This window comes from Ignavibacteria bacterium (assembly GCA_041649015.1).
Lineage (GTDB): Bacteria > Bacteroidota > Ignavibacteria > Tepidaquicellales > Tepidaquicellaceae > CAIKZJ01.
The window spans coordinates 312,393-326,755 of the sequence record JBAZNU010000001.1; the positions used below are offsets into that span (position 1 = coordinate 312,393).

12 protein-coding genes and 1 tRNA gene are annotated in these 14,363 nt (G+C 40.6%); 6 read left to right on the forward strand and 7 right to left on the reverse strand.

Features of this window, described 5'->3' with window-relative positions; all coding sequences use genetic code 11:
* The first annotated feature begins 99 nt into the window (after positions 1-99).
* Together WC644_01295 and WC644_01300 are read left to right on the forward strand one after the other, a co-directional pair.
* A complete protein-coding gene (locus tag WC644_01295; GenBank protein ID MFA5010563.1) occupies positions 100-420 on the forward strand; it encodes a helix-turn-helix domain-containing protein in 321 nt (106 codons plus the stop codon).
* Entirely contained in the window at positions 420-1,496 is a 1,077-nt protein-coding gene (locus tag WC644_01300; GenBank protein MFA5010564.1) for a tyrosine-type recombinase/integrase, read from the forward strand. Before WC644_01295 ends, WC644_01300 begins: the two co-directional genes overlap by 1 nt.
* A 59-nt stretch (positions 1,497-1,555) precedes the next feature.
* Here WC644_01300 and WC644_01305 read toward each other — a convergent pair.
* Positions 1,556-1,628: transfer RNA gene (locus tag WC644_01305), tRNA-Lys, on the reverse strand.
* Positions 1,629-2,095: 467 nt separating this feature from the next.
* On the opposite strand from WC644_01305, the gene WC644_01310 reads away from it, so the two are divergent.
* The 4 genes from WC644_01310 (at position 2,096) to WC644_01325 (ending at position 6,758) form a co-directional block, all read left to right on the forward strand.
* A complete protein-coding gene (locus tag WC644_01310; GenBank protein ID MFA5010565.1) occupies positions 2,096-2,803 on the forward strand; it encodes a Crp/Fnr family transcriptional regulator in 708 nt (235 codons plus the stop codon).
* A gap of 88 nt (positions 2,804-2,891) precedes the next feature.
* Complete coding sequence (ric, locus tag WC644_01315) at positions 2,892-3,620, forward strand: iron-sulfur cluster repair di-iron protein (GenBank protein ID MFA5010566.1); 729 nt, start codon at positions 2,892-2,894, stop codon at positions 3,618-3,620.
* A gap of 284 nt (positions 3,621-3,904) precedes the next feature.
* Positions 3,905-6,166, forward strand: a complete 2,262-nt coding sequence (locus WC644_01320; protein ID MFA5010567.1) for a nitric-oxide reductase large subunit — start codon at positions 3,905-3,907, stop codon at positions 6,164-6,166.
* Positions 6,167-6,191: 25 nt separating this feature from the next.
* Positions 6,192-6,758, forward strand: coding sequence for a DUF6448 family protein (locus tag WC644_01325; protein ID MFA5010568.1), 567 nt, complete (start codon positions 6,192-6,194; stop codon positions 6,756-6,758).
* 308 nt (positions 6,759-7,066) lie between these two features.
* On the opposite strand, the gene WC644_01330 is transcribed toward WC644_01325, so the two are convergent.
* From WC644_01330 to WC644_01355, 6 genes are all read right to left on the reverse strand, one after another.
* Positions 7,067-8,242: a DegT/DnrJ/EryC1/StrS family aminotransferase gene (locus WC644_01330; GenBank protein MFA5010569.1), complete on the reverse strand. Its 1,176-nt coding sequence runs from the start codon at positions 8,240-8,242 to the stop codon at positions 7,067-7,069.
* A gap of 405 nt (positions 8,243-8,647) precedes the next feature.
* Entirely contained in the window at positions 8,648-9,238 is a 591-nt protein-coding gene (locus WC644_01335) for an N-acetyltransferase (protein MFA5010570.1), read from the reverse strand.
* 144 nt (positions 9,239-9,382) lie between these two features.
* A complete protein-coding gene (locus tag WC644_01340; protein MFA5010571.1) occupies positions 9,383-10,531 on the reverse strand; it encodes a Gfo/Idh/MocA family oxidoreductase in 1,149 nt (382 codons plus the stop codon).
* Positions 10,532-10,796: 265 nt separating this feature from the next.
* On the reverse strand, positions 10,797-11,927 hold the full coding sequence (locus WC644_01345) for a nucleotidyltransferase family protein (protein ID MFA5010572.1): 1,131 nt from the start codon (positions 11,925-11,927) through the stop codon (positions 10,797-10,799).
* 651 nt (positions 11,928-12,578) lie between these two features.
* Entirely contained in the window at positions 12,579-13,019 is a 441-nt protein-coding gene (locus WC644_01350) for a four helix bundle protein (GenBank protein ID MFA5010573.1), read from the reverse strand.
* A gap of 178 nt (positions 13,020-13,197) precedes the next feature.
* Complete coding sequence (locus WC644_01355) at positions 13,198-14,238, reverse strand: sugar transferase (protein MFA5010574.1); 1,041 nt, start codon at positions 14,236-14,238, stop codon at positions 13,198-13,200.
* Positions 14,239-14,363 lie beyond the last annotated feature (125 nt).

Genomic DNA, 14,363 nt, shown 5'->3' on the forward strand with positions numbered 1-14,363 from the left:
ATGAGATAATATTTGTAATAAATAAATTAATACTCCTTAAGGAGAATTTATTAAATAAAAAGCACAAAAGATGTTTTCGAAATTTAAACAATGTAACAAATGGTGAGTTCTTCGGAACTCACCCAAACTTCGAGTCAGGAAATATCGACCGAAAGTCTTAGATTACTTTCGGTCAACGAGGCTCGCGAATTACTAAGAGTAAGACATGATACTGTTAAAAAGTTAATTGAAGAAGGCAAGATTGAAGTACTGATAATAGGTAAACGTACTAAAATCCCTTATATCAGCCTTAAGAAATTCGTCGAAGAAAATGCCAGAACATTAAACGAAGAACAAAAGGAAGAACAACTTGCTACATCAAGAGAATTCATAAATAAAAAAGTGGATTCAATAATTAATAAACATACAAGGAGAAACTAATGGCAACTAGATATAAAAAACGAGATTTGTGGTATATAGACTATCTTGTTGAAGGAAAGCGTTATTCAAAGAATACGTACCTTAAAGCTACAAGAGCAAACGAAAAAGAGGCGGATAAGATTAAAAGAGAAATTGAGGATTTAATCTCATCAAAGAAATACATTGTCTCGACAGGTAAAACGTTAATTAATTTTGTTGAAATATTTAAACGCGAACATTTGAACTTAAAATCAGAGTCACATCAGGGCGTCTTTCGGGATGCCTTGGGACACTTCTTGAAAGTAGTTCCGCCAGAAACAAAGATAGAAGATATTACATCAGAACACATAGCAAGGTTCATTGAAAACCTGAAATCGAAAGTAGCAAACTCTTCTATGCTTACATATATTAATTACATGAAAATCTTCTTCAACTTTCTTGTAGAAGAAGAAATCATACTTCGTAATCCGATACGAAAGAAACAAATACCGAAGAGAGTGAAGAAGAATATAGTGTTCTTTAGCGAGAAGATGCTTGAAGACATTCTCCAGACAGCGAAAGAAAGAGACGAGTCATACTACAAGTTCCTTATGATGTTGCTGTTAACCGGTCAACGGCCTATTGATGTATTAGGACTCACTGTTGGTAATATCGATATGGAGAACGGTAAAATTGTTGTTAACATCTCGAAGACCAATAAACAGATTATCTTTCCGATATATGATAAGTTAAAAGAATTTATCGAAACAGAACTAAGCCATTTAAAAGATGCTGATAGGACCGAAAGGATATTTAAGAATTTTAATTCTGAGACTGTAAGAAAAAGATTTCAAAGAGTTAAAAAACATTTAGCAATCACGGAAAAAAATATTTTTACGTTGAAGACTTTTCGCAAGACATTTGCTTCTTATCTTGCTTCGAAAGGTGTTGATCAAGCTAAGATAGCAGACTTGCTCGGTCACGATGATGCTCATACAACGCGTAAATATTATGCGGCGGTTTCTACAGATAATTTACGTAAAGAACTCAACATTATCTTTGATATACAGAACTCTGCAAAAAGTGCTGACAAAACTGCTGACACCTGCAAGAAATAGATTCGTTATAAAGACAAAAAAGCCCTGTAACTACTATATTTTACAGGGCTTTATCGTCGTACACTCGAGGGGACTCGAACCCCTGACCCGCTGATTAAGAGTCAGCTGCTCTACCAACTGAGCTACGAATGCGGGTTAATTTACCATAATTAAGATATTATTTCAAGACAGAAGTATAAGCGATTTTTGGCTTCGTATACGAGGGAGTTATACAAAAGAAGAATTTTGAATGCACGAATACACTTCAGGAGAGAGAATCCGAGTGTCATTTTGAAAGAATGTGAATTAATACTACTATGATGGCAAAAAAATAGGAGAGCTGTTTTCCCCGTCAGCCCTCCTCATCTACCTCATTTATTAGGAGTGTTTTTTGTAGGTAATTGAAAGTATTACATTTAATCTGTATAACACATCAAACTCTCATTTAAATTCCCGGAAAATTAAATTTTTATTCTGAGCAGTTTCTGTTTCTAAATTTATGAATTACTATTTTCCTGTATCTTCTTGATGTATAAATCATTTAGCTGCTGCATACATTTTTTATCAACTAATATTCTCTGTTTATTGTTGTTACTAATACAGTTCCATTTAAAATCAGAATGATAAATTTCGACTTAAAAAATATTTTCTTATTCTCAAACCTTAACGATACAGAAGCAGATTCAATAAAGGAATTTTCTTCTTTAAAAAGGTATTCGAAGGGTGAAATAATTTTTTTTGATACTGAACCTTACACGGGTATATACGGCATACTTGAAGGTGTTGTGAAAATTTTTAAAATCTCGAAAGAAGGTCGTGAACATCTCATTCATCTTGAACATCCGGGAAGTACTTTCGGCGAGGTACCGATGTTCGAGAATTTTTCTGCTATAATAGAGAAGGAGAGGACTTATCCCGCAAACGCTATGGCACTGGACACTGAGACGGTTGTTGTCAAAATCCCGGTAAAACCGTTTACGGAATTCATAAAACAGAATAATGATGCCTGTCTTAAAATGCTTTCAAGCTTTGCACGAAGACTGAGGTTTTTAAACACTCACATAGAAAATCTTACACTCGGAGATGTTACTAAACGTCTTTCAATTTATCTTGTTACCGAGTATGAAAAGAAGTTAAGTTCTGATTGTCCGGGTATTAGATCCCTTGAACTCGGCATATCAAAGTACGACCTAGCCTCACACCTCGGCACGATAAACGAAACACTTTCCAGAGTTTTTAAAAAACTTCAGAATGAAAGCATTTTGGAAGTAAGAGGTAAAACGATTGATATTATTAATTTTCCGGCTCTAAAGAAATATGCTAAATAAATTTTATTTCTTTGACTTAAGTCAAACCCTTTCAACACTTTTCTGAGTAATTTTGTATAACGAAAATTTTAAAAGAAAGGATTAACAAATGAAATTCACAACTCAAAATACACTTGCTGATATCGTAAAATCGGATTTCAGAGCAGCACGCATTTTCGAAAACTTTAATCTTGATTTCTGCTGCAAGGGTAATAGGCCTCTTTCGGAAGCTTGCATCGAAAAGAAACTTGATGCAGATGCTGTTCTTCAGCAAGTCAATGCTGTTCTTAACGGTGCAACGGTTGATAAATCCCCTGATGAATGGACAATTGGCGAACTTGCAAACCATATTCTTAACACACATCACGTTTATACAAAGGAAATGCTTCCGGTTATTTATGCGCACTCACAAAAAGTCAGCAATGTGCACGGGAAAAATCATCCCGAAGTTGTTGAGATAGCTGAGATATTTTCACGGGTTCACGATGAACTTAATTCTCACATGATGAAAGAGGAAAGAATGCTTTTTCCGTTTATTCTTTCAATGGCTGAAGCTGAGAAGAATAACACGCATACTGCCCCTCCTCCTTTTGGGAGCGTCTCAGGTCCCATAAGTGTAATGGAAAGGGAGCATGTAGAAGCAGGTGATGGTCTTTATAGAATAAGGGAATTGAGCAATAATTACTCTGCGCCTGAAGATGCGTGCAGTACATACAGAGTTCTCTATCAGGAACTGAATGAATTTGAAAACGACCTGCACAGGCATATTCATCTCGAAAATAATATTCTGTTTCCGAGGGCGATAGAGCTTGAGAAGCAGCTAACAGCTCATAACTGATATCTGTACGCTGTACGCTGTACGCTATGATTAATGCCTGTATGCTGTTTTCTGTACGCTGAACGCTATGGTTAATCGCTGTACGCTGTTTTCTTAACGCTGCACGCTATGTTTAATGCCTGTACGCTGTTTACTGAACGCTGGCCGCTGAACGCTGAACGCTATGCTTAATGCCTGTACGCTGTTTTCTGTACGCTGAACGCTGGCCACTGACCGCTGTTTTTTGAACGCTATGCTTGACTACAATATATTGTAAGAGACAAACAAACTAAAAATAATTTAATATGAAAACAAGAAAATTATGGTGGGCTTTTGCAGGAGTAATTATTTTCTCCTTTGGTATCCTGGGTTATTATGGATTTGACCTGTACCTAAAAGCTCCCCCGATTCCCGATAAGGTTGTAACCACTGACGGTACTGTGCTTTTCACAGGTCAGGATATTAAAGACGGTCAGAATGTATGGCAGTCTATGGGCGGACAGGAGGTCGGCTCTGTCTGGGGGCATGGCGCATATCTTGCTCCCGACTGGTCAGCTGATTGGCTTCACCGCGAAGCTGTACATATACTGAATACATGGGCAAAAGAAATCTATAATATGGATTATGAATCGCTCTCCGGTGAGAATAAAGCCGTACTACAGGCGCGGCTGAAAGTCGAACTTAGAACAAACACTTACAATCCTGATACAAAGGAATTGAAAGTTTCAAAAGTCCGTGCCGATGCCATTAAAGAAATCGGCAAGTACTATGCGGGCCTTTTTATGAATGACCCCGCACTCGCGAAAACTCGTAACGATTATTCCATTCATGAAAACACAATAAACGATAAAGACAGAATGGAAAAGATGAATAACTTTTTCTTCTGGACTTCGTGGTCTTGTGTTACGCAAAGACCCGGTAACGATATTTCATACACTAACAACTGGCCGCATGAAGAACTTGTCGGTAATACACCGTCGTCTTCTCTCGTTATCTGGACAGGCTTCAGCGTTATAGTGCTTCTGTTCGGTATCGGACTTCTTGCATTCTATTATGCAAAGAATAAAGATGAAGATAACCTGGAAATTACTCTTCCAAAAAATGATCCTCTCTCGGGAAGCAGCCCTACTCCTTCTATGAAAGCCACGCTGAAATATTTCTGGGTTGTATGCGCTCTCATAGTAGTACAGGTTATAATGGGAGTAATTACTGCACACTACGGTGTTGAAGGAAATAGTTTCTATGGTCTTTCACTCGCAAACTTACTTCCTTACTCTGTTTCAAGAACATGGCATGTACAGCTTGCAATATTCTGGATTGCTACATCATGGCTCGCAACGGGACTGTATATTGCTCCTGCTGTTTCGGGACACGAGCCGAAGTTTCAAAGATTCGGAGTTAATTTTCTCTTCATTGCATTGCTGATTATTGTAGTCGGATCTATGTTCGGACAATGGATGGGAATAATGCAGAAACTCGGATACGTCGAAAACTTCTGGCTTGGTCATCAGGGGTATGAATATGTTGACCTCGGAAGATTCTGGCAATTGTTTTTATTCACAGGTTTACTTATCTGGCTGTTCCTTCTTGTCAGAGCGTTAATGCCCGCACTGAAAAAACCCGGTGAGAATAGACAGCTTCTTGTTATGTTTCTCATAGCATCTATCGCCATTGCCGCCTTTTATGCTGCTGGACTTATGTGGGCAAGACAGACACATCTGACAATCGCTGAATACTGGCGCTGGTGGGTTGTGCATCTCTGGGTTGAAGGATTCTTCGAAGTCTTCGCAACTGTCGTTTCCGCTTTCCTGTTCGTAAGAATGGGTCTGTTAAAGATTAAAACCGCTACGAGTGCAGTACTCTTTTCAACGATCATCTTTCTTGCAGGCGGTATTATCGGTACGTTCCATCATCTTTACTTTGCTGGTACGCCGACTGCTGTAATCGCTCTCGGTGCAACATTCAGCGCTCTCGAAGTTGTTCCGCTGGTGTTCATGGGATTTGAAGTGTTTCACAATCTGAAAATCAGCAAGTCTACTGAATGGATAAAAGCGTATAAGTGGCCGATTTACTGCTTCATTTCAGTAGCATTCTGGAATTTTGTCGGTGCGGGAATTTTCGGCTTTTTAATTAACCCGCCTATAGCTCTTTACTATATGCAGGGTTTAAACACTACTCCCGTTCACGGACACACGGCACTGTTCGGGGTTTACGGTATGCTTGGAATAGGCCTCATGCTTTTTGTTATGAAAGGTCTGACTGCAAAATATGTCTGGAAAAATAATGTTATAAGTTTCGCATTCTGGTCTATAAACATCGGACTCATGCTGATGGTTTTGATTAGTCTTCTGCCCGTTGGTCTTATGCAGACTATTGCAAGCATTGATCACGGGATGTGGTATGCGCGTTCGGCTGAGTTCATGCAGGATCCTGTTCTTCAGGTATTCCGCTGGCTAAGGGTAATCGGTGATACGATATTTGCACTCGGAACACTTGCACTCGGATGGTTTGTAATAGGATTAAAAACAGGGTGGTCAGTTGATAAAGCGGCTCCGGATCTGGAATAATTTTTAAAAATTAAATAAATAAGATATGAAAATAAAATCAGTTTTTTATCTTGCTGTAATTTTACTTACGGCATTCGCAATGAAGTTCTCTTATGCTCATTGTGACACAATGGAAGGACCTGTTATTGCCGATGCAAAGAAAGCAATAGAGTTGAATAATGTAAACTATGTTCTAAAATGGGTTAAAGCAAGCGAAGAAAAAGAAGTTGCGGATGCATTCGCACTTACAATGAAAGTGAGAAATCTAAGTAATGATGCAAAGGAACTTGCCGATAAGTATTTCTTTGAAACACTCGTCAGGATTCACAGAAACGGTGAGGGAGTTCCTTATACAGGAATAAAGCCGTATGGTACCCCTATCGACAAGAAAATAGCAGCTGCCGATAAAGCAATAGAAATCGGTGACCTCACTCCGCTAAAGACTCTCGTATCATTTGATATGATACCCGAATTAACAAAACGGTTTGAAAAAGTTATGTCACTCAAGAATTTCGACGTTAATAATGTTGCCGCAGGCAGAGAGTATGTTGAAGCATACGTACAGTTCTTTCATTATGCAGAGCAAGAAGGAGAGGGATGTAATCATAAATAGCTCTTAGCGAACAGCGGGCAGCTGAAATCTGTCCGCTTCTGATTAACTTAAATAAGTTATTGGTTTATCATAACCCCATTTGTCATCCCCGCTTGCTCTTAGCGGGGATCTTATCAAGATAAATTGTTCTTCTCTGCATCCGAGTCGCAGATCCGACATTTCTTTGGCGGACGATCCTTGCGGTTAAAATCTCTATCATTTGTTTACTCTGTCTTATTTTCTTCTTTGTGTCCTCCGTGTTTTTGTGGTGAAAATCATTTCTTCTCTGTTTTTGCTTTGTAACAAACACCACAAAAATAAAAAATAATCTAAAGATTTTTTGAGATTGTTTGGACGACGAAGTTTATCATTTCTTCTGTGAGTTCAGGGTAAATAGGAAGAGCGATTGATGTTGAAGCTGCATTCTCGGCAATCGGGAAACCTGATTGATTGAGGTCCCGGAAGCATTCCTGTTTATGGAACGGAACGGGATAATAAATTTCAGAACCAATTTCATTCTCAGAAAGATGTTTTCGCATTTCGTCTCTATTCTGAACGCGGATAACGTACTGATTGTAAATGTGGTAGTTATAGATACCGCCCGTGATTTGTTTTGGGACTGGATTTTTATAAAGTGCTTTTGGCAGCAGTACTTTATTTTTGTCGTCGTAAGAAATTCTGCCTTCATCTTCCGCAAGACCTGCTTCGATGAAGAGTTTTGTGTAAAGTTCGGCATTAACTCTTCTTTTGGCTGACCAGCTGTCGAGATGCGGGAATTTCACGTTAAGAACAGCCGCCTGAATTTCATCAATCCTGAAATTACCGCCTATCATTTTATGGTAATACTTCGGTTTACTGCCGTGAACCCTTAAGATTCGGAGCTTTTCGCCGAGAGCATCGTCGTTTGTAGTAACAATACCGCCGTCGCCGAATCCTCCGAGGTTTTTACTCGGGAAGAAAGAGAAGCAGCCAATATCTCCGATTGAGCCGAGACGTCTGCCGTCTTTATAGTTAACGCCAATTGCCTGAGCACCGTCTTCAACGACCCTTAGATTGTGTTTTTTTGCTAAAGTCATGATCTCGTCCATTTCTGCGGACTGTCCGTAAAGATGAACGGGAATAATTGCTTTTGTCTTCGGAGATATTTTCTTCTCTATAATTGACGGGTCGATGTTAAAAGATACGGGATCCGAATCGACAAAGACCGGAATTGCATTCAGTCTTGCAACGACGCCTGCAGTAGCGAAGAAAGAATAAGTCGGGAGAATAATTTCATCGCCGGGTTTAATATCGATTGCCATAAGTGCGATAAGCAAAGCATCGGTGCCGGAAGAAACTCCGACTGCATGTTTTGTACCTGTATATTCGGCAACCGTTGCCTCGAGTTTTTTTACTTCAGGACCGAGGATAAAATACTGTGATTCTGCGACGCTGATAAGAGCTTTATTGATTTCATCTTTGATAGCCGCATATTGAGCTTTAAGGTCTAATAATGGTACTTTCATTTATTGATATTTATTTGGTTAATGTGTAATTTAGAGCCGTGACGCTAAGAGTCCGCCAGAGAGCTTACCTCAAAACCACCCCCATTTGTCATTCCCAAATGTTTTTATCGGGAATCCATTTCATTTTTGATGTTTCTTTTTTACTTTTAAAAAATACTTTTAGTTTTGAGACGGACTCCAGGGAACTTGCCTCAAAATCAACCTCCTTTGTCACCTCGTTTGTCATTCCCGTTTGTTAACCTCGTTTGTCAACCTCGTTTGTCATTCCCGAATGTTTTAATCGGGAATCTAATCTATTTCATATATATTTTTTTGCTTCTATCAAAAACTATATGTTTTGAGACAAACTCCGCGGAAGGCATAGAACGCACCGTGACGAGTAAAAACGGGACGCTGATTTAAGGATTATTTAACTTCCGAAACTATTCCATCTTTCAGTAAGTACTTCTTGTTTGCTTTCTCGCAGTACGCGAACCCGTCTTTATCGAATTTGAGGCGTTTGCCTGCTTCGCTCATCCAGCCGATTATTTTCGCAGGATTACCCACAACGAGTGCGTAGTCGGGAACGTCCTTTGTGACAACGGAACCGGCTCCCACGAATGCAAACCGTCCTACAGTATGACCGCAGACGACTGTTGAATTAGCTCCGAGTGAAGCACCTTCTTTAACGAGCGTATTTATGTAAAACTCGGCACCGACTTGCGGGTATTTGCTTCTGGGGTCCAGGATATTTGTGAACACCATAGACGGACCGCAAAAGACATAATCTTCAAGAGTTACCCCTTCATACACGGAGACATTATTTTGAATTTTAACATAATTTCCGATAGTTACGTTATTAGCAACGTTTACATTTTGTCCGAGAACACAGAATTTACCGATTTTTGCGCCGGACTGGACGTGGGAGAAATGCCAGATTTTTGTTCCTTCTCCGATTTCGACGCCGTCATCAACGACGGCATACTTGTTTACCACAAAAGGTTTTTTTTCTTCCATTGTATTTATAATTTTAAGTTACGTGTATGAACGGGAAACGATATGAGTATAGTAGAGAAATCTACAAACAAAGAAAAGATTTATCACTGAGAACACAGAAATAATAACAGAGGACGGTGTTTGCAAACGCATAAATATTTAATATTAACGAGGTTTTAATTCGTTTGAAGCTTTTTCGAGAATTTCAAGAACTTCGAGAGCATGTCTGCCGTCCGTACGCGGTTTTTCATTATTTAGGATACAATTGAAGAAATGTTTTTGTTCTTCGGCAAGGGGCTGGGCAGTCTCAAAATCAACAGATTCATAATCTGCATCAAACTTTTCAATGTTCCCGTTCACCATCTTAAATCCCTTCTTGTAAAACTTCAGCTTTTCTGTCTTTAGTGTATCCTCAAAAGTCAGCATACCTTCCGTTCCGATTACCACCATTCTTTGTTCCTTAAAAGGATGCAGCCAGCTCACATAAATATGCGCATGAACATTATCTGGATACTCAAGAATTGTAAGGGTTGAATCCTCAATATTTTCCTGTACGAACCTTGCGCCCGAAGCTTTCACGCTCACAGGATTCGTGCCGGTCAGAAACTGAATCACGGAAATATCATGCGGTGCAAAACTCCACAAAATATTCTCTTCCGTTCTTATCGCACCAAGGTTAAGTCTGTTGCTGTAAACATATTGCAGTTTACCAAGCTTTCCATTTATGACAAACTCTTTCATCTTAAGAACCGCAGGATGAAACAGCAGAATATGCCCGACCATCAGCTTCAATCTTTTCCTCTCCGAAATCTCAACCAGCTCTCTTGCTTCAGCAGTCAGCAAAGTAATCGGCTTTTCAACCAAAACATTCTTTCCCGCCTCCAGCGACCGCTTCGCTAGTTCAAAATGCGTCTCCGCCGAAGTCGCAATAATCACGGCATTCACCTCATCATCCTTTATCACATCCTCAAAATCCGTCGTAAATATAATCCTCAAATCTCTCGCACTCTCTCTTTCTCTTCCGTCCGCTGCCCGCTGCCCGCTGTCCGCTATCTCTCTATCTCTTCCGTCCACTGAACGCTGAACGCTGAAACCTGAACGCTGTAAGCTATCCGCTGTACGCTGTTCCTTGTCACAAACATATCTCAGTCCGCTTCCAAGAATTCCATTAGCAGTCTTAATATGGTTAAACCCCCATCTCCCTGCCCCCGCAATCCCTAATTTAATATCCCTATCTTTAATATCTCTATCTTTATTATCTCTATCTTTAATATCCCTATCTTTAATATCTCTATCTTTAATATCCCTATCCATAATATTTTTAAAATATATTTTTAAAATTCTCTTCCTCACCTACTCACCTTCTCACCTTCTCACCCGCTCTTCCCTACTCACCCGCTCTTCCCTACTCACTTACTCACCTGCTCTTCCCTACTCACCCGCTCATCCCTACTCACTTACTCACCTGCTCTTCCCTACTCACCCGCTCTTCCCTACTCACTTACTCACCCACTCACCTACTCACTTGCTCTTTCCTACTCACTTACTCACCTGCTCTTCCCTACTCACTTGCTCTTTCTCACTTAATCACTGCTCTCAAATACCTCCAATACCCCCTCACTCCCCCGCTCCCATAATTCGCCGCAAGCCACCTCCTCGGAGGTACCGCAATCCTGTAAACATACCTCACCTTGTTCCACACACCCGTAATCGACCTCATCTTATACAAAAAAACCGTACCCTTCGAACCCTTCCCCGATACAAACAACCTCTCAAGCCCCGAATCACCCTCATTCACCAGCCTCTCATCAAAATACCTCTCCTCCGTCTCCGTCCCTAAATAAAACCGTGCATACGTCAACCCAATCCTCAAATCACTCTCCAGTTCCGTCCCCTTTACCGTCCTGTCAACCTCCGCCCGGTCAATTTCCTTCCCATACAGCCTTACAAGCTCATTAATATCGCAAAGATGCCTCAGCGACGCCCCCGTGTACAAATGCCGCCTGAAATGATTGCAAAGATGAACCAGTTTCATCTCATTCGAAAGTACATAAACATTATCCCTCACACGCACTGCCTTCTCAAACGCAATCTTCGTTATCGGATAAAGTAACCCCACACCAAAAAGATTCCAATGCACCTCAACAGTAAAAGCATCCGTCTTCAATTGCGGCAAATGGGAACAAACATCCTTATGCACATCAGACCTGTATTCAATCTCATCACCCGACTCCGCCGCAAACCCGCTCTCCAGCAATCCTTTCCAAACCTCCTCCGCAAACTCCCTCTCAACAAGAATATCCACATCCCCCATCGACCTCATCCCTGTCGACGGATACATCGACAAAAACAAATCCGCCCCCTTCACAAACACAACCTTCCTCCCAATCCTCTCCGAAAGCAGCGCCACCGCCTTCTCCGCCGCCATATTCCTCACCGCATTCTCATAATACCGCTCCCTCATCCTCTCCTCAAACCAGCCCGGCACCCCCTCAAGCAGCCCATACCTCCTCATCGAATAAAACACAATCCCCTCCACACCATGCATCACACAAATCCTCATCACCCCTTCCCAATCAATCCCATCCGCAGCAGCATCCCTCGCATCCCTTACATCCGCATCACTCATCACAACCCTCGCCGCCACCCTCACAAACCTCTCTTCCCCCTTCATAATCCTCTCTTCCCCTTCATAATATATTCTTACCATTCATAATCCTCTCTTCCCCTTCATAATATATTCTTACCATTCATAATTCTCTCCTCCAATTCATAATTCTTTATTCCTCTTCATAATATTTTCTTACCATTTATAATTCTCTCCTCCAATTCATAATCCTTTCTTCCCCTTCATAATATTTTCTTAACATTTATAATTCTCTCCTCCAATTCATAATCCTCTTTTTTCTTTCATCATCATATTATCTTTATATTCTATTATCTCTTTATATTTATCTGCTCTTCCCACTCACCCTGCTCTTCCCACTCACCTACTCTTCCCTACTTACCTACTCACTTACTCACTTACTCACCTGCTCTTCCTCACCTACTCACCCTCTCGCCTGCTCTTCCCTACTCACCCACTCACCTACTCACCCACTCGCTTTCTCACCTGCTCTTCCCCACTCACCTGCTCTTCCCCACTCACCTACTCACCTTCTCACCTTCTCACTTACTCACCTTCTCACCTTCTCTCTTTCTCACTTACTCACCTGTTCTTACTCACCTACTTACTTACTTCCTCACCTACTCACTTACTCACTTACTCACCCGTTCTTCCCTACTCACTTACTCACCCACTCACCTACTCACTTACTCACTTACTCACTTGTTCTTTACTCACCTGCTCTTCCCTGCTCACCTACTCACTTGCTCTCCCCTTTAAATACTTTATCAATCCCATTAATTGTGCTTTAATCATCAATAATTTTTCAGTAACCTCAGTCAAAACCATATCATTAATAAAACCTAAATTAAAACTAATAATAAATTGAGTTTCAACTTCCGACAAAGAACCTAAAGAAATATATAAAAATTGAATATACTCTTTATCGGAATTTCTTGCAGACCCCTCTGCAATATTTGAAGGAATTGATACAGAAGCTCTTCTTATTTGATTGGTCAAACCATATATCTCAGAACTGGGAAAAGACTTTGTTATTTTATAAACATCTGTAACAAACAAAACAGAATTTTTCCATACTTCCAAATCTTTATGCGTCCTTAATTTTTTCTCCATATTATTCTGATAATTTATTGCCTTCTTTTTTCTTTCTCCTTGATCCTGTTCTTCCCTACTCACCTGCTTTTACCTACTCACCTACTCACTTGTTCTCAACTGCTCTTCCCTACTCACCTACTCACCTACTCACTTGTTCTCACCTGCTCTTCCCTACTCACCTACTCACCTACTCACTTGTTCTCACCTGCTCTTCCCTACTCACCTACTCACCTACTCACTTGTTCTTTACTCACCGCTCTCAAGAAGATCGTGCTCTCTTCACAAGTATATTCCACATCGCTTTCCAGAAATACACCCACTGCGTCTTCCATGGCGACCTCTCATACGCCTCCAAATACCTCATCTCCGAACTCTGTATCTCCTCTATCGTCTTCGGCATATCAACATAATACGGCGGCACAAGCCCGGGCTTAAACTTCACCCGTTTTTCCTGAACCTTCTTATCATACAAATTAAAATACTGCTTACTCAAAGGCCTCACACCCACTATCTTCATCTGCCCCTTCATCACATTCCATAACATCGGCAGCTCATCTAGCCAGAACTTCCTCAAAACCCTTCCCCAACCCGTAATCCTGAAATCATCCTGAAACTTTCCCCCCTCAGCCAGATTATTATTCTCATAAACATAATCCTGCAAATACTCAGAATACGCATACATCGTCCTGAACTTACTCACATTAAAAATCACCCCGTCCTTCCCCACTCTCTTCAGCTTAACAAACGGACCGTACGTCGGCTCCGTATCATACTTCGGCTTACTCACCTTCTCAAAACTAAAATACAAAATATTGTTAATATCCTTCTCACTAACTATCTTAAACCCGCATGAATAAAGCCTCCCAAACGCCTCCTCCCTCGAAATCGCTCTGTTCTGCCCCCTCGTCAGAAAAAAATAAATCCACTGCGTCAGCTTCAGCTTCGGAAAAATCCTTTTCACAACAAAATCCCCCCAATACAAGGGATAAGAAATCAGCGGATGATGCTTCCTCAAAATCCTCTTCTTCCTCTGCCTGTAAATCTCCACACACCCAGTAATCATCCCCCCCTTAACCAGCTTCCTGTTAATCGCCTCAAAATACTTATTTACATACCTGATATCATTAATCTTATGCACATTAATAATCACATTCTGCTCAGCATGAATAATATCAATATTAAAAATACTCTCGCTATCCACCACATAAGCATCATCAAAATCCCTCATACTCTCAACAATATAATCAAACACATCCCTGCTTAGGTGCTTCTCCAGCTCCCTGATATGCGCATTCTGCATCACCCTCTTAATATTCTCATACTGCGTCAAATCCCGCGCAGCAATAGCTCTCCCCGGCACCTCTTCATTAACAATATATTTAATCTTTTCTCTCATTTTAATTTTTCTATACGCTGCTCGCTAAC

What these genes read in the sequence shown, in the direction of transcription:
- WC644_01340 (MFA5010571.1), bottom strand. Translation starts at nt 10,531, where the DNA reads ATGGATAGGGATATTAAAGATAGAGATATTAAAGATAGGGATATTAAA.
- ric (MFA5010566.1), top strand. Translation starts at nt 2,892, where the DNA reads ATGAAATTCACAACTCAAAATACACTTGCTGATATCGTAAAATCGGAT.
- WC644_01320 (MFA5010567.1), top strand. Translation starts at nt 3,905, where the DNA reads ATGAAAACAAGAAAATTATGGTGGGCTTTTGCAGGAGTAATTATTTTC.
- WC644_01295 (MFA5010563.1), top strand. Translation starts at nt 100, where the DNA reads ATGGTGAGTTCTTCGGAACTCACCCAAACTTCGAGTCAGGAAATATCG.
- WC644_01310 (MFA5010565.1), top strand. Translation starts at nt 2,096, where the DNA reads ATGATAAATTTCGACTTAAAAAATATTTTCTTATTCTCAAACCTTAAC.
- WC644_01300 (MFA5010564.1), top strand. Translation starts at nt 420, where the DNA reads ATGGCAACTAGATATAAAAAACGAGATTTGTGGTATATAGACTATCTT.
- WC644_01325 (MFA5010568.1), top strand. Translation starts at nt 6,192, where the DNA reads ATGAAAATAAAATCAGTTTTTTATCTTGCTGTAATTTTACTTACGGCA.
- WC644_01355 (MFA5010574.1), bottom strand. Translation starts at nt 14,238, where the DNA reads ATGCAGAATGCGCATATCAGGGAGCTGGAGAAGCACCTAAGCAGGGAT.
- WC644_01330 (MFA5010569.1), bottom strand. Translation starts at nt 8,242, where the DNA reads ATGAAAGTACCATTATTAGACCTTAAAGCTCAATATGCGGCTATCAAA.
- WC644_01345 (MFA5010572.1), bottom strand. Translation starts at nt 11,927, where the DNA reads ATGGTAAGAATATATTATGAAGGGGAAGAGAGGATTATGAAGGGGGAA.
- WC644_01335 (MFA5010570.1), bottom strand. Translation starts at nt 9,238, where the DNA reads ATGGAAGAAAAAAAACCTTTTGTGGTAAACAAGTATGCCGTCGTTGAT.